The 22,586-nt window shown below is 65.0% G+C and carries 18 protein-coding genes, 3 pseudogenes and 1 riboswitch; of the genes and pseudogenes, 11 read left to right on the forward strand and 10 right to left on the reverse strand.

The genetic code is table 11. The features are described from left to right. Window positions 1-252: 252 nt before the first annotated feature. Complete coding sequence (locus AB0L63_RS20350; protein WP_364502940.1) at window positions 253-1,212, reverse strand: proline dehydrogenase family protein; 960 nt, start codon at window positions 1,210-1,212, stop codon at window positions 253-255. Continuing rightward, window positions 1,212-2,858, reverse strand: coding sequence for an L-glutamate gamma-semialdehyde dehydrogenase (gene pruA, locus AB0L63_RS20355; RefSeq protein WP_364502943.1), 1,647 nt, complete (start codon window positions 2,856-2,858; stop codon window positions 1,212-1,214). The genes AB0L63_RS20350 and pruA overlap by 1 nt, the downstream gene beginning before the upstream one ends. 131 nt (window positions 2,859-2,989) lie before the next feature. On the opposite strand from pruA, the pseudogene AB0L63_RS20360 reads away from it, so the two are divergent. Then, window positions 2,990-4,204 (forward strand): annotated as a pseudogene (locus AB0L63_RS20360) (helix-turn-helix domain-containing protein); the annotation flags it as partial. 83 nt (window positions 4,205-4,287) lie between these two features. Further along, window positions 4,288-4,902, forward strand: a complete 615-nt coding sequence (locus tag AB0L63_RS20365) for a dihydrofolate reductase family protein (protein ID WP_364502945.1) — start codon at window positions 4,288-4,290, stop codon at window positions 4,900-4,902. A gap of 144 nt (window positions 4,903-5,046) precedes the next feature. On the opposite strand, the gene AB0L63_RS20370 is transcribed toward AB0L63_RS20365, so the two are convergent. Continuing rightward, window positions 5,047-6,606, reverse strand: coding sequence for an amino acid permease (locus AB0L63_RS20370; RefSeq protein WP_364502948.1), 1,560 nt, complete (start codon window positions 6,604-6,606; stop codon window positions 5,047-5,049). Between the two features lie 162 nt (window positions 6,607-6,768). Between AB0L63_RS20370 and AB0L63_RS20375 the strand changes: the two genes are divergently transcribed. Further along, a complete protein-coding gene (locus tag AB0L63_RS20375; protein ID WP_364502951.1) occupies window positions 6,769-8,304 on the forward strand; it encodes an NAD(P)/FAD-dependent oxidoreductase in 1,536 nt (511 codons plus the stop codon). Window positions 8,305-8,396: 92 nt separating this feature from the next. After that, window positions 8,397-8,747 carry a hypothetical protein gene (locus AB0L63_RS20380; protein ID WP_364502954.1) on the forward strand — a complete coding sequence of 117 codons (351 nt, stop codon included), beginning with the start codon at window positions 8,397-8,399 and terminating at the stop codon, window positions 8,745-8,747. Between the two features lie 150 nt (window positions 8,748-8,897). Here AB0L63_RS20380 and AB0L63_RS20385 read toward each other — a convergent pair whose 3' ends face one another. From AB0L63_RS20385 to AB0L63_RS20405, 5 genes are all read right to left on the reverse strand, one after another. Next, on the reverse strand, window positions 8,898-10,088 hold the full coding sequence (locus AB0L63_RS20385; RefSeq protein ID WP_364502957.1) for a Dyp-type peroxidase: 1,191 nt from the start codon (window positions 10,086-10,088) through the stop codon (window positions 8,898-8,900). Continuing rightward, a complete protein-coding gene (locus AB0L63_RS20390) occupies window positions 10,081-10,584 on the reverse strand; it encodes a copper chaperone PCu(A)C (RefSeq protein ID WP_364502959.1) in 504 nt (167 codons plus the stop codon). Before AB0L63_RS20390 ends, AB0L63_RS20385 begins: the two co-directional genes overlap by 8 nt. A gap of 369 nt (window positions 10,585-10,953) precedes the next feature. Then, window positions 10,954-11,505 (reverse strand): hypothetical protein, encoded by a 552-nt coding sequence (locus AB0L63_RS20395; RefSeq protein WP_364502961.1) that lies wholly within the window; start codon window positions 11,503-11,505, stop codon window positions 10,954-10,956. Window positions 11,506-11,813: 308 nt separating this feature from the next. After that, window positions 11,814-12,725, reverse strand: a complete 912-nt coding sequence (locus AB0L63_RS20400) for a TIGR03619 family F420-dependent LLM class oxidoreductase (RefSeq protein ID WP_364502964.1) — start codon at window positions 12,723-12,725, stop codon at window positions 11,814-11,816. Window positions 12,726-12,768: 43 nt separating this feature from the next. After that, the gene (locus tag AB0L63_RS20405; protein WP_364502967.1) at window positions 12,769-12,963 is read right to left on the reverse strand and encodes a hypothetical protein; all 195 of its coding nucleotides are present in this window, start codon (window positions 12,961-12,963) and stop codon (window positions 12,769-12,771) included. A 316-nt stretch (window positions 12,964-13,279) separates the two neighbouring features. Between AB0L63_RS20405 and AB0L63_RS20410 the strand changes: the two genes are divergently transcribed. From AB0L63_RS20410 to AB0L63_RS20430, 5 genes and pseudogenes are all read left to right on the forward strand, one after another. Next, the gene (locus tag AB0L63_RS20410) at window positions 13,280-13,468 is read left to right on the forward strand and encodes a hypothetical protein (RefSeq protein ID WP_364502970.1); all 189 of its coding nucleotides are present in this window, start codon (window positions 13,280-13,282) and stop codon (window positions 13,466-13,468) included. A 286-nt stretch (window positions 13,469-13,754) separates the two neighbouring features. Next, window positions 13,755-13,925, forward strand: a riboswitch (M-box (ykoK) riboswitch). Between the two features lie 742 nt (window positions 13,926-14,667). Beyond that, the gene (locus tag AB0L63_RS20415; RefSeq protein WP_364503435.1) at window positions 14,668-16,338 is read left to right on the forward strand and encodes an NRAMP family divalent metal transporter; all 1,671 of its coding nucleotides are present in this window, start codon (window positions 14,668-14,670) and stop codon (window positions 16,336-16,338) included. 116 nt (window positions 16,339-16,454) lie between these two features. After that, a pseudogene (locus AB0L63_RS20420) lies at window positions 16,455-17,030 on the forward strand (TetR/AcrR family transcriptional regulator); the annotation flags it as partial. Between the two features lie 145 nt (window positions 17,031-17,175). Further along, complete coding sequence (locus AB0L63_RS20425) at window positions 17,176-18,057, forward strand: alpha/beta hydrolase (protein ID WP_364503438.1); 882 nt, start codon at window positions 17,176-17,178, stop codon at window positions 18,055-18,057. 91 nt (window positions 18,058-18,148) lie between these two features. Then, window positions 18,149-18,280 (forward strand): annotated as a pseudogene (locus AB0L63_RS20430) (helix-turn-helix domain-containing protein); the annotation flags it as partial. 31 nt (window positions 18,281-18,311) lie between these two features. Here the strand turns inward: AB0L63_RS20430 and AB0L63_RS20435 are convergent. Beyond that, a complete protein-coding gene (locus tag AB0L63_RS20435) occupies window positions 18,312-18,524 on the reverse strand; it encodes a hypothetical protein (RefSeq protein ID WP_364503462.1) in 213 nt (70 codons plus the stop codon). A 281-nt stretch (window positions 18,525-18,805) separates the two neighbouring features. Here AB0L63_RS20435 and AB0L63_RS20440 point away from each other — a divergent pair, with 281 nt between their 5' ends. Together AB0L63_RS20440 and AB0L63_RS20445 are read left to right on the forward strand one after the other, a co-directional pair. Beyond that, the gene (locus AB0L63_RS20440; protein WP_364502973.1) at window positions 18,806-19,804 is read left to right on the forward strand and encodes a VWA domain-containing protein; all 999 of its coding nucleotides are present in this window, start codon (window positions 18,806-18,808) and stop codon (window positions 19,802-19,804) included. A 143-nt stretch (window positions 19,805-19,947) separates the two neighbouring features. Then, window positions 19,948-20,901 carry a DUF5996 family protein gene (locus tag AB0L63_RS20445; RefSeq protein WP_364502975.1) on the forward strand — a complete coding sequence of 318 codons (954 nt, stop codon included), beginning with the start codon at window positions 19,948-19,950 and terminating at the stop codon, window positions 20,899-20,901. Between the two features lie 262 nt (window positions 20,902-21,163). Here AB0L63_RS20445 and AB0L63_RS20450 read toward each other — a convergent pair whose 3' ends face one another. Beyond that, a complete protein-coding gene (locus AB0L63_RS20450) occupies window positions 21,164-21,868 on the reverse strand; it encodes a class I SAM-dependent methyltransferase (RefSeq protein ID WP_364502977.1) in 705 nt (234 codons plus the stop codon). Window positions 21,869-22,586: the final 718 nt, after the last annotated feature.

Here is a 22,586-nt window from a genome sequence, read left to right on the forward strand (position 1 = left end):
GATGTCCTGTGGGCACTGCTGCGCGACGGCCGCGAATTCAGCGTCGAGACCCCGGCCCCGGCGGCCGCTGCGGCTTGACACGATCATTGAGAGTCCTTTCGTCCCCTGCGTTACCCGGCAGTGCAGTAACGCAGATCACCTTCTGGGTAGCACTCAGCTAATCGGACCACAAACGGGCTGTGAAGGGCCAGTTGGATAAATAAACTTCGGCGGCCTTGTCCGACTGGACAGACCAGGCCGCCGAGCCGGGGATCAGCGCTGGCTGCCCGGTCGCAGCGAGCGCAGGAAGAACGCGACATTGGCCGGGCGTTCGGCGAGTCGGCGCATGAAGTAGCCGTACCACTGATCGCCATAGGGCACATAGACCCGAACGTGGCGGTCTTCGTGGACGAGTCGGCGCTGTTCGGCGTCGCGGATGCCATAGAGCATCTGGAATTCGAAATCGTCGCGGGAGCGCCGGGCTGCTCGGGCGAATTCCCCAGCGGCCTCGATGAGTGCCGGATCGTGGGTGGCGACCATCGGATAGCCGGCACCGCTCATCAGCACCCGCAGACAGTCCAGATAGGACTGGTCGACCTCGGCCCGGCTCTGATACGCCACCGACGCGGATTCGCGATATGCGCCCTTGCACAGGCGAATTCGCGAGCCCGGTCCGGAAAAGTCCCGGCAGTCGGCCTCGGTGCGCCGCAGGTAGGCCTGCAGGACGGTACCGAGCGACGGGAAGTCGGTGCGCAAGTCCTGCACGATCGACAACGTGGAATCGGTGGTGGTGTGATCCTCGGCATCGATGGTGACCAGCACACCCGCATCCGCTGCGGCGGAGCAGATCTGGTGCGCGTGCTCGCGAGCGATCGCATGGCCGTCCGCGGGCAGGGATTGGCCGAGTGCCGAGAGTTTGAGCGAAACCTCCAGCGGCCCAACGGTTCCGGACTGGCGCGAGACCGTGAGCAACGACAGCAATGACAGATAGTGCGCCACTGTATTGCGTGCCTGCTCGATATCGGTGGTGTCCTCACCGAGGTAGTCGACGGTGACATACCGACCCGAACTCAGCAGATTCGCCACGGCCGCAACCGCATTCGGCTCGGACTCACCGGCGACGAAACGGTCCACCAGCTTCTTTGTGGTCGACATGCGAGTGATGGTGCGCTCCATGCGCGGTGAGCGCGAGGCGGCCAGCATGGCGGGGCGAAGCAGACCGGAAATGGTCATCAGATCTCCTCAGGCGCCTGGTGCGGATAGGTGTGCTCGGTCGGCGGGACGAAGGTCTCCTTGATGGTTCGGGCGGAGGTCCAGCGCAACAGATTCTGTGGTGAGCCGGCCTTGTCATTGGTGCCCGACGCGCGGGATCCGCCGAAGGGCTGCTGACCGACGACCGCGCCGGTGGGTTTGTCGTTGATATAGAAGTTGCCTGCGGCGAACCGCAGACTTTCAGTTGCCTGGGCCACAGCAGTGCGGTCGTCGGCGATGATCGCACCGGTCAGGCCGTAGGCCGAACCGCTGTCGACCAGTTCGAGGGTCGCCTCGAAGGATCCGGCCACCGAATCGTCGTAGACGTGGACCGCGAGAATCGGGCCGAAGTATTCGGTGCTGAACGCCTCGTCGGTGGGGTCGTCGCCGAGCAGGATGGTCGGGTCCACGAAATATCCGACGGTGTTGTCGGCACGTCCGCCGACCGCGATGGTCAGTCCCGAGGTGGCCTTGGCGCGGGCGATGGCATCGGCATTGCGATCGAAGGCGCGCTGATCGATGACCGCGCCACCGAAATGCGTGAAGTCGGTGACATCGCCGTAGCTCAGCGAGCCGACCTTATCGATGAGGTCGCGACCCATCTTGGCCCACACCGACTTCGGGATGAAGGCACGCGAGGCGGCCGAGCACTTCTGACCCTGGTAATCGAAGGCGCCGCGGATCAGCGCGGTGGTCAGCACATCCGGATCAGCGGAGCTGTGCGCGAGCACGAAATCCTTGCCGCCGGTCTCGCCGACCAGGCGCGGATAGGTGTTGTAGTCCGCGATATTCATCGCGACCGAACGCCATAAATGCTGGAAGGTCGCGGTCGAACCGGTGAAGTGGATGCCGGCCAGCCGCCGATCGGTCAGCGCGACATCGGAGATCTTCGGGCCCGCGCCGTGCACCATATTGATGACACCGGGCGGCAGCCCCGCGGCCTCCAGCAGTTTCATCGTCCAATATGCGGCCACCGCCTGGGTCGGCGACGGTTTCCACAGGACGGTATTGCCCATCAGGGCGGGCGCGGTCGGCAGATTGCCCGCGATCGCGGTGAAGTTGAACGGGGTGATCGCATAGACGAAGCCCTCGAGCGGGCGGTACTCGACCTTGTTCCAGACACCCGGGGTCGAGATCGGCTGGTCGGCCAGGATCTGCCGGGCGAAATGCACGTTGAAGCGCCAGAAATCGATCAGTTCGCACGGTGCATCGATCTCGGCCTGATACGCGGTCTTGGACTGCCCCAACATGGTTGCGGCGGCAATGGTTTCACGCCACGGACCGGACAGCAGATCCGCGGCCCGCAGGAAGATCGCCGCGCGATCCTCGAAGGACAGCGCCCGCCAGCCGGGTGCGGCGGCGGAGGCGGCGGCGATCGCGTCCTCGACATCGCCGGCCTCGGCGGTGGTCAGGGTGCCGAGTACGGCGGCATGATTGTGCGGCTGCACGATGTCGATGCTCTTACCCGAGGTGCGCCGGTGCGCACCGCCGATGACATGGTGGACCTCGGTCGGCGTAGCGGCCAGTTCGGTCAGTTTCGCCCGCAGTCGCGCGCGTTCGGCGCTCCCCGGTGCGAAGGTGCCGACCGGCTCGTTGGCCGGGCGTGGCGTGGACACGATGGCATCCATGAGTCCTCCTTACTGGTATATGACGGTGAGCCGAAGTCAACACCGCAAAACAGCGCGCAGAATCGGACAGGCGGACAAAGATGGGATGACCGGATTGGCGAGTCGTATGAAAGTGGGCAGTGGTCGTGGCTAGCGAGGGTGAGTTGGTGGCCGTGGACCTGGACTTGGACCTATTCGGATTGGCGCGGATGGTCGCCCAGAACGCGGGCGGAATGGTGTCCATCGAGGACCCGCAATCGCATGTGCTCGCGTATTCGGCGTCCGATCAGGCAGCCGACCAACTGCGGGTGCTGTCGATCCTCGGCCGGGAGGGGCCGCGCGACTATCTACGGGTGTTGCGCGAGTGGGGCGTCTTCGATCGGCTGCGTCGCACCGACGACGTCATCGATATACCGGCCCACGAAGAGCTGGATATCAAGCGTCGCCTGGTGGTGAGCATTCGGGACCATGCCGAGGGAAGTGCGCCGCGGGTGCTCGGGTCGATCTGGCTGCAGCAGGGCGACCGGCCGTTCAAACCGGAAGCCGCGGAGATCCTGCGCGGTGCGTCCGCCATTGCCGCCCGGCTGATCTCGCGCAGTCTGGACGCGCCCTCCACCGAGGCACTCCTGATTCAACGACTGTTCGGAACCGGTGGCGGCACCGCCGATGTGCCCGCGGTGGCGAGCGCGTTGAATCTGCCGCTGACCGGTCCGGCCGCGGTGATCGGTTTCGCGGTCGCTCCCGATGCGAAGTCGCGTGCCGCCCTGGGCAATATGCTTCGCCTGCGCGCCAGTTCATTTCGCGGTGATTCGGTGACCACCATCCTCGGCGACCGGGTGTATGTTCTGCTGCCGCAGTACCGATCCGCACATGCGGTGACCGCGTGGACCCATCAGCTGGTCGAACAACTCGAAGCCGAACTCGCACTGCGCGCCGCCATCGCCTGTCCCATTCCGGATCTGGCCCATGTCGCGGGCGCGCGCGCCGAGGTAGACCGGGTTCTCGACAGTACGGCCGCGACCTATCCGCGCGGCCGAGTGACCACGCTGGCCGAATCGCGTACCGCGGTGCTACTCGGTGAAATCCTCGATCTCGTCGGGACGCGGCCGCAATTGCGTGATCCGCGGTTGCGCAAGCTGCTGGACTACGACCGCAAGCACTCCGCGAATCTGTGCGAGAGTGTGCAGACCTATCTGCGTGAACACGGCGATGTGCGCAATGCCGCGACGGTGCTGCAGGTGCATCCGAATACCCTTCGCTACCGGATCCGGCGGGTCGAGGAAATTCTCGGGATGGACCTCACCGATCCCGCCGATCGCCTGCTGCTCGAACTCCAACTCGCGCTGCATTGCCGATCGTCCGAATAGGCGAGCACGCGAGCAATGATCATTTCGGCTCCAGTCCGTCTGATCTGGTGACGTGGCATCAACCACCTACCAAGGAGATACTGATGCGGAAAATCACTGCGGGACTGTTCATCGCACTCGACGGCGTCGTCGAGAATCCTCAGGATTGGCACTTCCCGTACTTCAACGAGGAGATGGGCACGGCCGTGGACCGTCAGCTCGGCGCGGCCGATACGCTGCTGCTGGGTCGCAAGACCTACGAGAGTTTCGCCGGCGCCTGGCCGGAGCGCGAGCTCGCGGGGGATATGGACGCCGAGATGGCCAAAAAGCTCGGCGACGCGCGCAAGATCGTGGTCTCGCATCAGGATCTCACCTTCACCTGGCGCAATTCCGAAGTGCTGAAAGGTGATCTGGTGGAAGCGGTCACGGCGCTGAAGAACGAGCCCGGCGAGGCACCCATCGGCATGAGCGGATCGGTATCCGTTGTCCGGCGGCTGCTCGAGGTCGGGCTCCTGGACGAACTGCACCTGCTTGTGCACCCGATCGCAGTGCGCAAGGGCATGCGACTGTTCGAGGAGACCGACTCCGTGCTTGCGCTGCAACTGCTTTCGTCCGATACCTTCAGAACCGGTGTCGTTCACCTGGTCTACGCCAAGGTGACGGCCGAAGGCACCGAAGGGTACGACTACGCGAAACAGTTTCTGTCCCAAGAGGATTGATGCCTTGGATGGCACATGGTTTCGTGACCATGTGCCACCCTGGGCGATCATTCTGCGTCGAGCACCTTGCGCGCACGGTCGTAATTCTCATAGCGCTACGGAGGCGTTTGCGGCTATTCGCCGGGAACTGTTGGCACTCTTGGGTCAAGCGTTGGCCGGGGCCTCGGGTTCGTCGGCGGGCGAAGCGTCCTCGACGGTGCGCTTGGGGCCGGTGAACCAACTCTTGGCCGAGACCAGCCACCAGATGCCGATCGCACCTACCACGCCGACCAAGGTGATCGGCGCGTAATTGACGGTGTTCCAGGTGAATTCGTTGTTCCACGGGTAGCCGCGATCATCGGTCGGCAGGATGAACAGCAGGCTGATCAACACGATCCAGATCAACGCGATAATGCCCACCGGTCGATACCAGGAGCCGAGTTGCCATGGGCCGGTGTCGAATCGGCTGCCGTGCAACTGGCGCAACAGGATCGGGATGCCATAGGCGATGTAGAGGCCGATGGTGGCGACGGATGTGGCGGCCGCATAGGCGGTCGGCGCGTTCTCCGCAGGCACCAGCATCGACGGGATCAGCAGGACGAACGAGAAGAACGAGATGAACAGCACTGCGTGCACCGGTACCTTGCGGGCCGAAAGTCGGGACCAGTAGGCCGATCCCGGCACCGCGCCGTCACGGGCGAAGGCGAACAGCATGCGCGAGGCCGAGGTGACCGAGGCGTAGCCGCAGAACAGCTGCGCGATCGCGGCGATGACCAGTAGCAGACCGGACCAGAACGAATTCAGCGAATTCTGCAGGATGTAGATCACCGGATAGCCACTGTTCTTGTTCGGATCCAGCGCATCGTCGAGATTCGGAATGGCGAAGGTCACCGCCATGATGAGTAGATATCCGGCAACGGCCGAGACGATGATGGTATTGATGATGCCCTTGGCCGCCGTGCGCGCGGCATCGTGGGTCTCCTCCGACATATGCGCCGACGCGTCATAGCCGGTGAACGTGTACTGCGCGTGCAGCAATCCGAGCAGGAAGCTGAACGCCACCCCACCGAAGCCCACCGCGCTGTTGTCGACGGTTTCGGTGAAGACGAAGCCGACGCTCTGGTGGTGGCTCGCGCCGAAGCCGAGCACGACGACGAAGATCGTCACCCCGCCAACATGCCACCAGGCCGAGATATTGTTGATGACCGCGGACAGATGCGGGCCGATCGCATTGAGGACGGCGTGCAGGACCAGGATCACGGTGAAGACCAAAAAGATTGCGGTGCGGTCGGTTCCGATATCGATGCCGATCACATTGAGCACCGCGGTGGTGAAGATGGCAGCGCCATAGTCGATGGCGGCGGTCACCGCGATCTGCCCGATCAGGTTGAACCACCCGGTGAACCAGCCCCAGACCGGCCCGCCCAATTCGGACGCCCACCAGTACAGACCGCCGGAAGTCGGGTAGGCCGAGGCCAATTCGGCCATTGCCAGGCCGACGAACAACACCATGACCGAGACCAGCGGCCAGCCCCACGCCATGGTGATCGGGCCGCCGTTGGCCAGACCGATGCCATAACTGGCCAATCCGCCGGTCAGGATGGAGACGATGGTGAAGCTGATGGCGAAATTGGAGAATCCGGACCAGGATCTGGCCAATTCCTGTTTGTAGCCGAGTTCGGCAAGGCGCCGTTCGTCGTCGGATGGTGTGGTCGCTTCGGTCATGATCGCTCCCGGGTGAAAACGCCGCCCTCATACTGCGTTTGCCAGAAGCTCAGTGTGAAGTGAGCGCTGGTCAATCGCAGGGAAATATGGAAACCGGGCCGTAATCTCTCGGCAATCGCGCATTCCGGGCGCGAATCGCGAAATCCGTGGTAGGCAGGACGGATGCGACCGATGCGCTCCTTCTACGACGTGGTGGTGGTCGGTGGTGGTCACAATGGGCTGGTCGCCGCCGCATACCTGGCGCGAGCCGGACGTTCGGTGCTGGTGTTGGAGCGGCGGGAGCATATCGGTGGGGCCGCCGTTTCGGCGCGGGTTTTTCCGGGCGTCGATGCGCGATTGTCGCGGTATTCGTATCTGGTGAGTCTGCTGCCGCGGCAGATCGTCGACGAGCTCGGGTTGCGGTTCGCGACGCGGCGTCGGCGGATCTCGTCGTACACGCCGGTCGGGGACGGCGGGCTGCTGCTCGATACCGGTTCCGAGGCCCGGACCAGGGAGAGCTTCGTGCGGCTCACCGGATCGGATCGGGACTTCCGGGCCTGGCAGGAGTTCTACGGCGCGACCGGGCGGCTCGCACGGCGGGTGTTTCCAACGCTGACGCAACCATTGCCGACGCGGTCCGCGCTCGAGCGGGTTGTCGATGATCGAGCCACGTGGGCGGCGCTGTTCGAGCGGCCGCTGGGGGAGACGGTCGAGTCGACCTTTGCCGACGATACCGTGCGCGGAGTCGTGCTCACCGATGCACTCATCGGTACCTTCACCCATGCGCACGATCCGGAACTGCGGCAGAACCGGTGTTTTCTCTACCACGTGATCGGTGGCGGCACCGGCGACTGGGATGTGCCGATCGGCGGTATGGGCGCGCTCACCGACGCACTCGCCGACGCGGCCCGCGCCGCCGGTGCGGAGCTGATCACCGATTGTGCGGTGACCGAGATCGAATCCGACGATGTCACAGCGCAAGTGCGCCATCGGGACGGCGTGATCGGCGCGCGACATGTGCTCGTCAATGCGGCACCGTATGAGCTCACCCAGTTGCTCGGTATATCGGGGGAGCCGAAACCCGAAGGCTCTCAACTGAAAGTGAATATGGTGCTGCGGCGGTTACCCCGGCTGCGCGACGCTGCGACAGATCCGCATGAGGCATTCGCCGGGACACTTCATATCGCCGAATCGTATTCGCAATTGGAGCAGGCCTACCGCGAGGCATCGCGTGGACGGATACCATCGGCTCCACCATCGGAGATCTACTGCCATACCCTGACCGATCCCTCGATCCTCGCACCAGGTTCCGACTTGCACACCCTCACATTGTTCGGATTACACACTCCGGCAAGACTTTTCGAGTCAGATCCGGAAGGGGCGAAGGCGACAGCCGTGAAAGCCGCACTCGACCAACTGGATGCGGTACTCGCTGAACCACTGCTCGATTGCCTCGCCGTCGACGCGAACGGTGCCCCCTGCATCGAAGCCAAGTCGCCGGTGGATCTGGAACGTGAGGTGGCTCTTCCCGGCGGTCATATCTTCCACCGAGACCTGGCCTTTCCGTATCGTCACGACCACGCCGATACGCCCGCGGCTCGCTGGGGCGTGGCCACGGACGTGCCGAATGTCTTCCTGTGCGGTGCGGGTGCGATTCGGGGCGGCGGAGTCAGTGGCATTCCCGGGCACAACGCCGCCATGGCCGTCCTCGAAACATGACCGAAGTTCTCGGACACTCACTCACTCAGTCGGGGCAGGGCTTCTACTACAGATTGTCGTTGATGCTCCGAGGATCAACTACGCTGTGGGGCATGACAGTCGTCTATAACCTGGTGGTCATCGCCCACCTGCTCGGTCTGGCTGCGGTGATCGGCGGTTACGCGGCCGGTCGGCCGAAGGTGTCGGAAGTGATGGTCTGGGGTGCACGCACGCAGATCGTCACCGGATTGATCTTGGTCGGCATGGCCGACGGCATCGGCTCGCTGGACAAGAATCTCGATATGGCCAAGATCGTGGTCAAACTGGTGATCGCGGTGGCAGTCGCCGGTCTGGCCGAGGTTGCGCACGCCGATGCCAAGCGCGGCAAGACGATTGCGTGGATGGCCGATGCTGCCGGATTATTGGCGATCGCCAATGTCTTCGTCGCCGTACTCTGGCACTGACTTTCGATATCAGTGTGCCGAGAAGGCAAGGTATAACGCCGCATCCGGGTCGAGGCCGATTCCGTTCCCGGTAGCGCCGTACTCCGGCCACCGCCGGAATACGGCACTGCCGACCATGTGGAGGTGATCGCCACTGCGGCATGGTCAGCCTCAGCTCTCGAACAGACTCTGCCCGATGTATCCCCCGGGTGCCGGCACGCCAGGAGGAATCACAAACACCGCCGATCCGACGGGTGTGGTCCAGGCATTGAGGGCATCGAATTCGGCCAGGCGGCGCTGCACCGGCAGATATTGCGTCGCGATATTGCGCTGATATGCCGCGAACAGCAGGCCCGAATTCGAGGTGGCACCCGGGGCAGGCGCGTCGTCGTAGTTGTAACCACGCCGCAGAAACTGCTCGGAATCGGAGGTGCGGTGGGCCCGCGCGATATGCGCCGAGGGTGGAATGACGGTGATGCCATTGGCGTCGACCGCCGCGAAGTCCGGATCATCGGATTCGCGGGTCCCGGTCAGTGGCGCGCCGGTCGCGATGCGGCGCCCGACACTGAGCTCCCGGCCCTCGGGATCGAGTTCGTCCCAGGTGTCGAGATTCATCGCGATCCGTCGCAGCACTATCGACGTCCCTCCGGCCAGCCACGGCAGCGCCGCACCGTCATCCCATACCAGCTGATCGAAGTCGCGCGTAGCGGGATCGATGTTCACCGAGCCGTCGAGCTGTCCCATCAGATTGCGCATCGTCTGCCCAGCAGCAGCGTTGCGGAATCCGCGCTGGGTCCAGTGCACCGTCACCAGCGAGCCCACACTTCTGGTCAGCGCCCGCACCGCATGCGCCACCGTCGTCGCCTCGTCCGCGCACACCTGCAGTAGCAGGTCTCCCTCACAGAACGCGGAATCGAGGCGATCGATGGCGAAAGCAGGCAGTTGAGCCAGCCACGGTGGCCGCGCACGCTCCAGCCCGGCTACCGTGAACAGCCGCGGCCCGAATCCGATCGTCACCGTCAGCCGGGCCGCGCGGGTGGCGAGCTCGGGTTCGGTATCGGCCAGCGGCGGCTCGCCCTGCGTGAGCCGGGCCGCGTCCTCGGACCAGATTCGCAGCAGCCCGGCGATGTCCTCGCGTCCGGTGCCCGGCTTCAGGTCGAGACCGATGAACGCCGCATGTCGTTGCGGTGTCGTGGCGATTCCGGCCTGATGTGGTCCGTAGAACGGTTCGCAGGCTGTCCCCGGATCGGCGGTGCCGCCCCCGCTTGCCCAGCGCTCGGCACCCAGTGTGAGTCCGGCCACCCCGGCCGCCGCAGCGCCGCCGCCCAGCAACCGCCGTCGTGACAGGCGCCGCTCAGCCACCGTGTGCGGGGGTAGAACCGTCCCCCGTCGGTGCGTAGTTCTCCTGGTTGCCGGCGAAATCGCGGACCTGGCCGGTGAACGTGGTGCTGGTACCGTCGGCGAACTTCACAGTGATCGGCGTCTGCGTTCCCGTGCGCAGCGGCGCCTTCAGGTCGATGAACATCAGGTGATCGCCGCCGGGTTTCAGCGCGGCGCTACCGTGTGCCGGGATCACCAGGCCGCCTGCTTTAGGGCGCATCACTCTACTGCCGTTTGCCTCGATGACCTCGTGGATCTCCATGCGTGCCGAGGCTGGACTGGTGGCTTCGACAATGCGGATCTCGTGATCGCTGCGATTGGTGAAATCGGCGAAAGCGGCCGACATCCCGGCGTCGGCCGCCTTGATCCACTGATTGCCGACCGTCACCGAATCGGCTTCGGCGGCAGCGGAATCGGTGCTGGACGAGCATGCGGCAGCAGTCATCGAGATCGCGGCGGCGGCAGTCAGAGCGATCACGCGCGACGATCGATAACGGCCCCGTGACGCGTGCCGGGTGCGGATATCCCTTGGCTCGGTTCGTGACCGGGCGGACATCGCAGGATCGGCACCGATACGGGTGAACGGCACATCGGGGCACTGTGATCGGGAATCCGGCTCGGTGACCCGGCGATGCCGATCGGCGTCGGCGTGACGAGAGTGAGTGAACATGAGTGAACTCCATGACTATTCGAAGTAGATCCACCCTGGTCCGGGCCTGACACCGTGACTGGTGTGTGCGGCGATCAGGAGTCCGTCGATCTGGCGACGCGGCACCGACCATGCGCACATCGCGATGGATCACCGAATCGAGTCGGTCACTGCCGCATGCGAATCCACGCCGGGTCGTTACACCTGGACGGGGTGGGGGAAAATTAGGACATTCGCGCGCGCCGGTGGCCCGCGTCGGCCGGTGCCCGATGCCAGGACGAGTCGCCGTGGCGCTGCCACTGTGTGGTTGCGGCCAGTGCCGATCAGCGGACCGGTAGCGCCGAGATGCGCGCCGACCGCGGTGACCGCGCGCCACACCCGCGAAATCGCCCGTCGCAGAGTTGTTTCCGCGCCGCGGATGAGGAAGGCGCCGACCACGACGGCGACCACATGTGCCAACAGCATCGGCCCGGTGAGTACCGCATTGTGGCAGTGCGGCGACAGCGATAACGCCGCATGTCCGATGATCTGCCCGGCAGCCAGCAATATCATCAGCCGGACCAGACCGGTGCGGGCATGGGCGGTGACGATCCCGATCACCGTGCACGCGGCCACGAGCAACATGACTGCCGACGATCCCGGCGCCACCGCACCGCCACCGGCGGCATGCGCGGCGATACTCACCGCACCCGCTGCCGCACCGACGGATGCGCCACGCAGTCGTGTCGTCGAATCCGTCGTTGGTCGCACCCGGACATCGTATCCACCGTCCGCGGCACCCCTGTCGATCAGGTAGGGGCCATCGGACGTGCCGTGACCCCGGTCACCTGGTCCGATGTGTGCTGCACAGCGCGTGGCGAAGCGTCGGGGCGATCCTGTTGCGGGAAAGGTCTACAGCAGCGGAGCCGACCGTGTCGAATCCGGCCGGAGGCCAGTCGGCGGAGCGTTATCGCCATTGCTCGCGGCGTGCTTGTCTGGAGGTAGGCCAGCACCCGGGCCGACGGGTGTGAATCCGGCCGTCACGACTGTCGACGGTGACACTTGTCCCAGCTTGCTGTTCAGCGCACCTCGCCGAGAATGCGCAACGCCGTATCGGCAGCCTGTTCGACGGTGTCGGCAACGTACATCAGATCGACGAAGAACTCTCGAAACCCGGTCTCGGCGGCCGCTGCCTCTATCGCTACGACGAGATCACCGGGCCCGGTTCCGCGCGCCGCATTGACCCGTACGATCGTCTCGACAGCAGCGGGATCGCGCCCGGCGGCCCGTGCGGCCGTGTCGACCGCGGCACGCCCGCGTCTCAGCGCCCCACCTTGCCCGGCAGGTCCCGGCACCTGCCATGCCGGCAGCCAGCCGTCCGCGCGGCGGCCGACCCGCGCCAACCCCGCGGGTGTGAACGCTGCGAGGTGGATCGGCGGATGTGGTTTCTGCACCGGGCCCAGCTCTCGTCGATGCTCCGGCACCGAGACGTAGCGCCCCTGATAGGAGGCCGGATCCGAACTCCAGATGGCGTGCAGCGCATCGAGTGTCTCGTCCAGGCGCGCCCCGCGCCGGGCGAAAGGCACCTCAGCCGCCGCATACTCCTCCGGCGACCACCCGATACCGAATCCGGCGATCAACCGGCCGCCGCTGATCACATCGATGCTGGTCAGCGACCGTGCGAGCAGGGCTGGTCGATACAGCGGCGCGATCAGCACATTGGTCCCCAGCCGCACCCGCTCGGTCGCAGCCGCGGCCACCCCGAGCGTCACGAACGGATCAAGTACCGAATGGAATTCGGCCGGAATACGATCCGTGCCGCCGTATCCGACAGTGGGATTCGTTGCGGCCAGCACGCGATCGCCCACCCAGAGACTATCCGCACCGGCTGCCTCCAACTCACCCGCGAACCACGCGATCCGTCGGCCCTGATGTGCCTGCGGCCCCAGCTGCGGAACCGCGAAACCGATCCGCAGGCCCTCACCGGCCATCACAGAACCTCCAACTTCGCCGCAGATGAGGTTGCCTGCCACCTCAGGTGTTGAACGACCATTCTCGATTCAGGATGTCGGAGACGATCGTCGCGATCAACACGCCGGACGCCCGCGCGGTCAACGTGAACGCGTACACCACTCCGGTGTCGACAAGCCAGGTGATCGCACCGACGACCGTGAATTTCATCAGCTCCCGACGCTCGTGCAACCGCTCGATAGCGTTCGGGCCCAGCATGTACCAACGACACCAACCCACCATAGCGGCGCACCGTGATACCGGCATCCGTTGGTGATGCCACCAGCACGGGCTTCAGCGCGGATCGAGCATTTTCGGCCGATGCTTCCCCGTTTTACGTTGGAGGGCAGTGCATCTGCGTTCATCGGCACAGAATGTGTACTTCGCCGAAGCGGTGAACATCGATGGCCGACACTGTTCCGGTAGGTGCACGGACGCCACGGTCGCCCAACCTCGGCGGCCCCATGAGGAGCCAGCCCGTCTGCTGGCCGCTTCGCATAACCAGGACGAAAGGCGTTGTGGTGGTGGCTGATTCATGATCGTTACGGCATTGGATATCGGCCCTGCGGAATTCGCCGCGAGCCGGGTGGATGCCGGCGTCGGCCTCCGGGATATCCAGCGAATCCCGATACCGGCGAATGCGGTGTGGGGCGGTTTCCGGGATCTGCTGCATCTTGTGTCAGGCAGCGTGCTGCTGGCATCGAATCCGTCTGCACGCGAATGACATTCGCTCCGGATGGCGGCAATGCTCGCAGGGTGGTTGCTCGATGGATCGCGACGTCGACCCTCGGTTTCACCACTGCCGCTGTCCTGGCTGTGGTCGCTACCTTCGCGGCAACAGCAGTCGAGTGATCAGGGCGGCCAGCTGCGCCTGGTGGCAGCCACCGACACCTTCCGCGCACTCGCCGATCCCACCCGGCTGCACGACGCTATTGGTGCAGGTCAGATGCCGGTTGGGAACAGACCGGACCCATTTGACATCCCGCGGTGCCGGGCCGAGTATGGGTTTGTCAGCACCTCGCTAGGCGAGGCTCCTGTACGAACATAGGCACCTGGTCCCACGACGTCGAGAGACGCCCAGGGCTGAGACAGATTTCCCCGGATTAAGGGGACATCCGAGGTGGCTTCCCCGCCGAGGGATACGTCGTGCAGTGCCGAAGCTCTGACGAGAGGGGTGCCCGGCCCGCCGGTCGGTGGCGGCTTTCCCTATCGTGCGCGGTCCTGACTGAACTGATGATGGTGACGCGTGTGCGTCTCGGCGGCAAGGAGGTGAGGGGCGAGATGAGTTCCGGCGAAAGTCCATATCCGAGTCCGGGGCGATACACCCTATCGTTCCCCGCTTGCCGCGGTCAGCTGACTGCCTGATACCGGAACCGACGTCGACAGCTGTGCCGTATGAGGGGGTCGATGACTGCTGTCAAGGGTTGTTCAGTGTGTCCGAAAACGGTTGTGGCGGCTAACTTCTGCGATGGAGTTACTGATGGCGGCCGTTGACGGTGCTGTCGGTACTGGGCACATCGGCTCGCCGGATGCGGGCCGAGCACCGCCTCACCCCGCATGGCGACACAACCCGTAGGCCACCCGCGGCCGGGCGGTCTTTCGCCGCGCTGGGCGCGCCCATCCACAAGTAGTCCATTTGCGCGACAGGGCGAAACCCCTGTGACGCAACCCGAATCGGGGGCGCCGGCGGATCGCGGGCACGACCCGGCAGGTTCGACATCGACTGCGGGGCGCGCACTCCGGCTCGTCACACCATCTTCGCGGTACCGCGCCACAACTGCCGTGCCACAACAGAATTCACAAGGAGGACGGGCCATGGCCTTCTTCTCGGGCGGCGGGTTCCGCCGCAACGGCTCGATCACCACGACCGCACCCGGTGTCGCCGGTACGGTCGCCGCTTCGGCGACGGCCGCTCCCGCGGCACTGGATTCGGCGCGTGTCGGTGACATCGTCGGCGCGCTGGGGACCATCGGCCGGCACGACAGCCCTGCGGGCGGTAGCCGTTGGCAGCGGCTGCGGATGCTGCTGGCGGTGATGGGTCCGGGCCTGATCGTCATGGTCGGCGACAACGACGCCGGTGGTGTCGCCACCTACGCTCAGGCCGGGCAGAACTACGGCATGGCGCTGTGGTGGACATTGCTGCTGCTCATCCCAGTGTTGTATGTCAACCAGGAGATGGTGGTCCGGCTCGGGGCGGTCGCCGGGGTCGGGCATGCGCGGCTGATCTTCGCGCGGTTCGGCAAGTTCTGGGGCGCGTTCAGTGTCGGCGACTTGTTCGTCGTGAACGCGCTCACCATCGTCACCGAATTCATCGGTGTTTCTATGGCTTTGGGGTACTTCGGGCTCCCGAAGACGATCTCGGTGCCGCTGGCGGCGGTGCTGCTGTTCGCAGTGGTTGCCGGTGGGTCGTTCCGCCGGTGGGAGCGATTCCTGTTCGGGCTCATCGCGATCAATATCGTGATGTTCCCACTGGCGTTGCTGGCGTATCCGAAAGTGGGCACGGCCGCCCAGGGCTGGCTCCCCTCGCTGCCGGGCGGCTTCAACTCGACGCTGCTGCTGTTGATCGTGGCCATCGTCGGCACCACCGTCGCGCCGTGGCAGCTGTTTTTCCAGCAGTCCAACATCGTCGACAAGCGCATCACCCCGCAGTGGATCCGCTACGAACGCATCGACTTGCGTATCGGCATCGTCGTGGTCATGCTCGGCGCGACCGCGATCATGGCCGCCACCGCGTTCGGACCGGCCGGAACCGACGCGGTCGGCAACTTCACCGACGCTGGCACGGTCGCCCACACGCTGTCCGACACCAAAGGCCGGACCGTAGGCACTCTGTTCGCGATCCTGCTGCTGGATGCCTCGCTGATCGGGGCCAACGCCGTCGCTCTCGCGACCACCTACACTCTGGGCGACACCTTCGGCAAGCGGCACTCGCTGCACTGGAAGATCACCGAAGCACCCGCCTTCTATCTCGGCTACGCACTGCTGCTCGGCGTCGCCGGCGCGATCTCCTTCAGCCCCGACAATGTGCTCGGTCTGCTCACCCAGGGCGTGCAGGCTCTCGCTGGTGTGCTGCTGCCCTCGGCCACGGTGTTCCTGGTGCTGTTGTGCAACGACCGCGCGGTACTCGGTCCGTGGGCGAACACCACCCGACAAAGCATCATCGCAGGCAGCATCGTCTGGTGCCTGGTGCTGCTCTCACTCACACTGACCGCGGCGACGTTCTTCCCTGACCTGTCGACCGGCACACTCGAACTCGGGTTCGGCGTCGGTGCGGCGATTGGACTCGCCGGTGGCGTCGCGCTGCTGGCCGCTCGGCATCAGGCCCGGCGTCATGAAGCCGAACAGACCGCCAAGGAACTCGGCGATCTCAACCCCGACCAGGTCGAGCAACTCGACACCACCGCGCTGACCCGCGCCGAACGCAAGACCATCCTGCAGCAGGACCGCGACGCCTGGCGCACTCCCGCGCTGGACACCCTCGAGCGCCCGGAATTCTCACCGCTGCGCAAGATCGGCCTGCTCACCCTGCGTGGCTACCTGGTCATCGCGGTGGTCCTGGTCGCCGTCAAGATCTGCCAAACCATCGGCCACTGACCGACACCGTGCGGGCGGCGGCGCGGAATCCGCACCCTCGGGATCGAAACCAGTCACGCGGTGAAGGAGCGCGCGGTCGAGTGAGGCCACGTTTCGAGTGATATGCGATACGGGGCGTGTCGTTTCTAAAAACCTCGCTCAATGGTGGTCAGCCTGCTCGCGGCCGCCCGCGTGACGAGCACTTGGAGCAGCGCATACTTGCCGCTGTCGAGTCGGTCCTGTCGGAGTGTGGCTACGACGGCGTCACGTTCGAGGAGGTGGCCCGTCGGTCCGGCGCCTCCAAGGCGAGCTTGTACCGGCGGTGGAAGTCCAAGCGGGACATGGTGATCGCCACGCTGAAGGCTGGGCCCGCTCGTCGCGACGGAGCCGACCCTGTCGACACGGGCAGCCTGCGCGGCGACTTGCTGATGCTGTGTCGTCGGCTCGACCGCACCATGCGAGCAGCCGACAGCCAGACCGCCATGCTGCTTCTGCAAGCAGGGCTCGAGGACCCTGAGCTATGCGAGGCCATCGAGACGTCTGTCGGACCGACCGGAGCCCGCCTGCCGCCGGAGGTGATCGACGCCGCCGTGCTTCGAGGTGAGCTTCCCCATGGCATCGACCTCTTCCCGTTCGAAGAAGTCGTGGGCGCCGCCCTGCTGATTCGCAGAGTCAACGGGCTGCTGGTCGACGATGAGTACCTTGACGCCCTGGTCGACACCGTCCTGGTGCCGTCCCTGCGAACGACCTCAGGACATGGCCGGCCACTGCCTGCCGGCATCTTCTCAGGCCGCCCGACACCCCTGCCGCCGCAGCACCCACTCCCCGAGCGAAGGAGAACCAGTGAACACCCCTGTCATCGAGGGCTTCGAGTACCGATTGATTCCAGGCGCCGACCAAGTCGGGATCAACGTCGCCGTCGGCGGCGATGGCCCGGCTGTCGTCCTATTGCACGGTTTCCCGCAAACCCATTACATGTGGCGCCATGTCGCTCGGAAGCTTGCCGACGCTCACACCGTGATCGTGCCGGACCTGCGCGGATACGGCAGCAGCGACAAGCCATCCGGCATCGATCCGGCGACGTACTCCAAGCGCACCATGGCCAATGACATCGTGAAGATCACCGGTTCCCTCGGGTTCACCCGGTTCGGCCTCGTCGGACACGACCGCGGTGCTCTCGTCACTGTCCGGGCCGGCTTGGACCACCCAGAGGCGGTCGAGTACCTCGGCATTCTCGACGTTCTGCCCACTCTCGACACGTGGGCGGTTCTCCAGGGCGTGAACGCCAAGGTTGCCTGGCACCTGTACCTGATGGCCCAACCCGTCGGCCTCCCCGAGAAGATGATCTCGGCCGTCGCCCCCGAATTCTTCGCATCCTTTCTGGATGCCTGGGACAACGACGGCGCGACCTTCACGGCGCAGGAGCGCGACTATTACGTCGAGAGTTCGGCCGCGGCCGTCGATTCGATCGTGGCCGACTATCGGGCTACCGCCAGCGTCGACCTCGAGATGGATCGAGCCGACCGTGCCCGCGGTGCTCAGCTCACCATGCCCGTTGCCGTCATCTCACAAGACTGGGGCTCACAGCTCGGCTTCGACGCCGCAGCCCTCTGGAAGGCATGGGCCCCCGACATGACCTACGAGGCCACCACCGCCGGCCATTTCATGGCTGAGGAGAACCCGGATGAGATCGCCGCATTCATCAGCGGCCTCGCCGCTCGCGCCAATCGCCAGCACTGAACCGGCATATAACCGCAGGCCCCGCCGATCGCATCGTCGGCGCCCGCGCACTGTTGCGGGGACCGTATGCCGCACCCCGACGCCGCTCACCCTGAAGCACCGGTTGCTCGTCGCCAAGCTCGTCGTCGATGATGGCTGGCCGATCGGCGAGGTCGCCGCCCGCTTCCAAGTTTCGTGGCCAACTGTGAAGCAATGGGCCGACCGCTACCTCGCTGGCGAGTCCGCCATCCGGCATTGGACGATCACTGGGTGCGTCAGCGCCGTCGGCGACGCAACCAGCGATGAGGTCGGCCCACCCCAGGGCCACCGCGGCGGCCGCCGAGCACAACCCAGAGCGTCAGGGCGATCAGGATCACCAAGAACAGGCCGGTACCGATCCATACCCCGGTTGGGGTGTAGGTGGGAACCGTGTCGGGACGGCCGCTGAGTATCACCGCATTCAGCGCGATATTCGTGTGCAGGCTCATTGCCTCGGGCCTTCCCCGCAGTGTCGGAATCGGTGACCAGACGATGGGGGTGTCATCGATACTCCGCCCTGTGAACCAGGGTATGCGTTGCGGCAAGATCGGCGTCGCGACTGGGCTCAGAGCCATGTGTTGTGGCGGAAGGCGATGGCGAACACCGGCCGGACCGGACCTCGAGGTCGCGCCGACATCGAAGCCGACCATATCCAGCACGTATGATCCGAGACAGATCGATGCGTACCGGGCGCGGGCCCGGGAGGTAATACGGGCGGAGGTCTGAGCCGATGAGTTTCTCCGATTTCGCCGCGCCGCTGTGGTTCGCATTCGCACTTGTCGTTCTCGCCCTCACCGTTGGCTACCTGCTCGTGCAATGGCACCGGACCAGGCAGACGCTGCGGTTCGCCAACATGGAACTGCTCGAGACCGTCGCCCCGAAACGGCCGGGACCGGCGCGGCATATTCCAGTGGCGTTGGGGCTGATCGGGCTGCTGGCATTGACGGTCGGGCTGGCCGGGCCGATGGCCGACAAACGCGTGCCACGCAACCGCGCCACAGTGATCCTGGTCATCGATGTGTCGTTGTCGATGCAGGCCACCGACGTCACACCGAGCCGGTTGGCGGCCGCGCAGAAGGCAGCCAAGGGATTCGTCGACGACCTGACACCGGGCATCAACCTCGGATTGGTCACCTTCGCGGGCACCGCGTCGCTGATGGTGTCTCCAACAACCAACCATGATCAGGTCACCACTGCGATCGACCACCTGCGTCTGGCCGAACGGACCGCCACGGGCGAAGGGATTTTCACCGCGCTGCAGGCCATCGAAACCTTCGGCAACCTCCTCGGCGGCGGGACCGAGCCACCGCCGGCGCGGATGGTGCTCGAGTCCGACGGCAAACAGACCGTTCCAGCCAACCAGGACGACCCCCGTGGTGGTTACACCGCCGCACGACTGGCCAAAAGCAAGAACGTCCCGGTATCGACGATCTCGTTCGGCACGACCTGGGGGAAGGTGGAAATCCCCCGCCAACAGGGCGACGGCGTCGACGAGGTACCGGTGCCCGTCGACGATGCCGCATTGCAGCAGATCGCGAACCTCTCGGGTGGGAATTTCTTCACCGCCGCCAGCCTGGCCGATCTGCGCTCGGCCTACAGCACCCTCAGCGATCAGATCGGTTACGAAACCGTACGCGGGGACGCGAGCCGCCCCTGGATGATCCTGGCGGCGGTGCTGATCGCGGCCGCCTACACCGCGTCGCTGGTCCTGCGGCAGCGAATTCCTTGACCCGGCAACCGAACTCCGCGGAGCGGTCAGCATGCCGACGATTCAGTTTGGTGTGGCTCGACCCGCCACCGATTACCGCATCGACCTTCCCGGACAAGGCACTAGCATTCTGATCTGTCACCAACCGACGAAGGGACGAAGTGATGTCCGAATCGAATTCCACGGTGTGGCCATCGTTGCGAGTCTCGGATTGGCAGGACACCCGCGAGACGTTGCACATGTGGTTACAGGTGGTCGGGAAAATCCGGATGGCGTATGCGCCGCTGCTGAATCACTGGTGGCAGGTGACGCTGTATGTGAGCGCGCGGGGGCTGACGACCTCGGCGATCCCCTACGACAATGCGGTCTTCGACATCGAATTCGATTTCGTCGACCATCGGCTGGTGATCCGTGCCGATGGCGGAAGTACGCGGTCCGTGGCGTTGGCGCCGAAGTCGGTGGCGCAGTTCTATGACGAGACGATGCGGGCGCTCGACGAACTCGGACTCAGCACCCGTATTCAAGGGCGACCCAACGAAGTCGAGGTGTCCATCCCGTTCGCCGAGGACACCCAGCACCGGTCCTATGACCCGGATGCGGTGTGGTTGTTCTGGCGCCAGCTGGTGCGGGCGAACAAACTGCTGAACGAATTCCGTGCCGGCTATGTAGGTAAGGTCAGTCCGGTCCATTTCTATTGGGGCGCAATGGATCTGGCATGCACCAGGTTCTCGGGCCGGCCCGCGCCCAGACATGGCGGCGGTGCGCCACACTGCGCCGACTGGGTCATGGAGGAGGGGTATTCGCACGAGCTCAGCAGTTGCGGATTCTGGCCGGGCGGTGGAGCGGAAGGCGCGTTCTACGCATATGCCTACCCCGAACCGGCAGGCTACGCCGACCATCCGGCAGGGGATGGGTACTACGACCGTGACCTGGGTGAATTCGTTCTTCCCAACGAAGTGGTCCGGAAATCGAACGATCCGGACGCCGTGGTTGCCGAATTCCTGCGCCGGACCTACGAGGCCGCGTCAACGCTCGGCGACTGGGATCGGGACGCACTCGAGTGCGATCCATATCGTTGGGCACAGCGGCGCGCCGCCACTCGCTGGTCGCGGCGATAGGGGCCCGTGCCAGTCGACGCTGTCCGGGTGCGACACGCTACGGGCCGGTTGCCTGACCGACCGGATCGAACACAGATGCGCGTGCTACTCCGTATCCGCTCGTCCGTGATTAGCGATGGGGTCGCGGTCATTGTCGGCGCGGTTCCAGTCGGATCTCGCTACGAACAAGTGATCGATCTCGACTCGGCCAGCCTGCAAACTTCGATGATTGACGGTGTCTCCCGTTCGGGCGGTGCAGCCCGCGAACTGGCCTTGTGGCGGGTCAGCCCCGCCGGGCGCACAGCAACCAGGCGGGAACCGACTTGCGGCCACCGGGTTCGTCGCGGATGCCCTCGAACCGGAACTTGGAGCCGTCGGGAGTCAATCCGATGTCGCCCTCAGGCAGGTCGCCATGGATTCGCGCCGGCCTGATTTCATCGACCACCCAGTACTTCTCAACCGCCTCGCGAAGCTCGTCGGCGGTGACCGGCGCCGGCCCGGGTACGGGGACTTCCGGCAGGGCGGTCCGGTCGAACACCAACGCGAAATACGACGCGCCGGGCGCGGCGGCGCGCGCGATCGACTGCTGATAGCCCGCCCGCGACTCGACCGGGATCGAGTGGAACAGCGTGCTGTCGACGATGGTGCCGAAGCGGCCGTCGTAACCGGTGAAGGAGCTGATATCGGCAACCTCGAAGGAGGCGTTGGTGAGGCCGCGCCTGGTCGCCTCGGCGCGGGCCAGCTCGATCGCGGTCGGCGACAGGTCCAGTCCCACAGTGGTGTAGCCGCGCTCGGCCAGATACAGCGAGATCGCCGCCTCTCCGCATCCGACATCGAGGACATCGCCATGGAACTTGCCCTGCTCGATCAGCGCGGCGAGTTCCGGCTGGGGTTCCCCGATACTCCACGGCGGTTTGACGCCCGGCCCGAACGGGCCACCCGTGCCTTGGTAGACGGCTTCGAACTCGAAATCATCCGGCGCAGTCATAGCATATGAGTATCAGTGACCGTGGCGTCTGTCAACGTCGTCGATGGCGGCTGAACAGGAACGGTAGTTCGCCCCCCTGGTTCTGTGGGGTTGGCGCCTCCCAGGGCTTGGATGCGACGCGCGACACCGCCTCTCGCATCGGAAGGCAAAGTCGAGACCTGCGTCGAGACCGTCTATGCCGTCACCTCGCTGTCGGTCGGCGATCGTCTCGGACTCGAACTGCGGCCGTCCTCAGGTTATGGCACCCCTGCGAAACATGGTCATCGGCATGCTCCCGCTGGCGGATGCGACAGCATCGCGAAGTTCTCCGGCCGGACGCGACCTTCAATGCCCCATCAAACTACTTCTGGCCAGCTGAAATGTGAATTTGCCTCGGCATGCAGCAGCCTCGAGCGTTGACTTGAAGCCCTTTGGAGGCAACAGCGCTGGAGGCATCAATCGTGAATGGTATATTCCACCAAACGGAAGGTAGAATTAATGGAGGCCGGCACTCGAGTCGGTCCGCTCGTCTTGCAGCCGAGAGGGTTGAACCATGGAGGAGACTGATCCGCGACCTCGCGTAGTCGCGCGAGATGGAGACGTATTCGTCGTAGGCAATCGATGTACAGCGTGTCGGTATCCCATGACATCGACTGCGCCCAGGTGTCCCATCTGCGCAAGTCCATTGGAGGTGGCCGAGTTCGCCCCCGAGGGGGAGATCTTCGCGTCGACGCGTCTG

The sequence above is a fragment of the Nocardia sp. NPDC051990 genome (genome assembly GCF_040680755.1).
In the GTDB taxonomy this organism is placed as follows: domain Bacteria; phylum Actinomycetota; class Actinomycetes; order Mycobacteriales; family Mycobacteriaceae; genus Nocardia.

Excerpts from the sequence above, each read along its gene's own strand:
- AB0L63_RS20435 (WP_364503462.1), bottom strand. The coding sequence starts at position 18,524 with ATGAGCCTGCACACGAATATCGCGCTGAATGCGGTGATACTCAGCGGC.
- AB0L63_RS20380 (WP_364502954.1), top strand. The coding sequence starts at position 8,397 with ATGACAGTCGTCTATAACCTGGTGGTCATCGCCCACCTGCTCGGTCTG.
- pruA (WP_364502943.1), bottom strand. The coding sequence starts at position 2,858 with ATGGATGCCATCGTGTCCACGCCACGCCCGGCCAACGAGCCGGTCGGC.
- AB0L63_RS20350 (WP_364502940.1), bottom strand. The coding sequence starts at position 1,212 with ATGACCATTTCCGGTCTGCTTCGCCCCGCCATGCTGGCCGCCTCGCGC.
- AB0L63_RS20365 (WP_364502945.1), top strand. The coding sequence starts at position 4,288 with ATGCGGAAAATCACTGCGGGACTGTTCATCGCACTCGACGGCGTCGTC.
- AB0L63_RS20450 (WP_364502977.1), bottom strand. The coding sequence starts at position 21,868 with ATGACTGCGCCGGATGATTTCGAGTTCGAAGCCGTCTACCAAGGCACG.
- AB0L63_RS20375 (WP_364502951.1), top strand. The coding sequence starts at position 6,769 with ATGCGACCGATGCGCTCCTTCTACGACGTGGTGGTGGTCGGTGGTGGT.
- AB0L63_RS20410 (WP_364502970.1), top strand. The coding sequence starts at position 13,280 with ATGATCGTTACGGCATTGGATATCGGCCCTGCGGAATTCGCCGCGAGC.
- AB0L63_RS20445 (WP_364502975.1), top strand. The coding sequence starts at position 19,948 with ATGTCCGAATCGAATTCCACGGTGTGGCCATCGTTGCGAGTCTCGGAT.
- AB0L63_RS20370 (WP_364502948.1), bottom strand. The coding sequence starts at position 6,606 with ATGACCGAAGCGACCACACCATCCGACGACGAACGGCGCCTTGCCGAA.
- AB0L63_RS20405 (WP_364502967.1), bottom strand. The coding sequence starts at position 12,963 with ATGCTGGGCCCGAACGCTATCGAGCGGTTGCACGAGCGTCGGGAGCTG.
- AB0L63_RS20400 (WP_364502964.1), bottom strand. The coding sequence starts at position 12,725 with ATGGCCGGTGAGGGCCTGCGGATCGGTTTCGCGGTTCCGCAGCTGGGG.
- AB0L63_RS20440 (WP_364502973.1), top strand. The coding sequence starts at position 18,806 with ATGAGTTTCTCCGATTTCGCCGCGCCGCTGTGGTTCGCATTCGCACTT.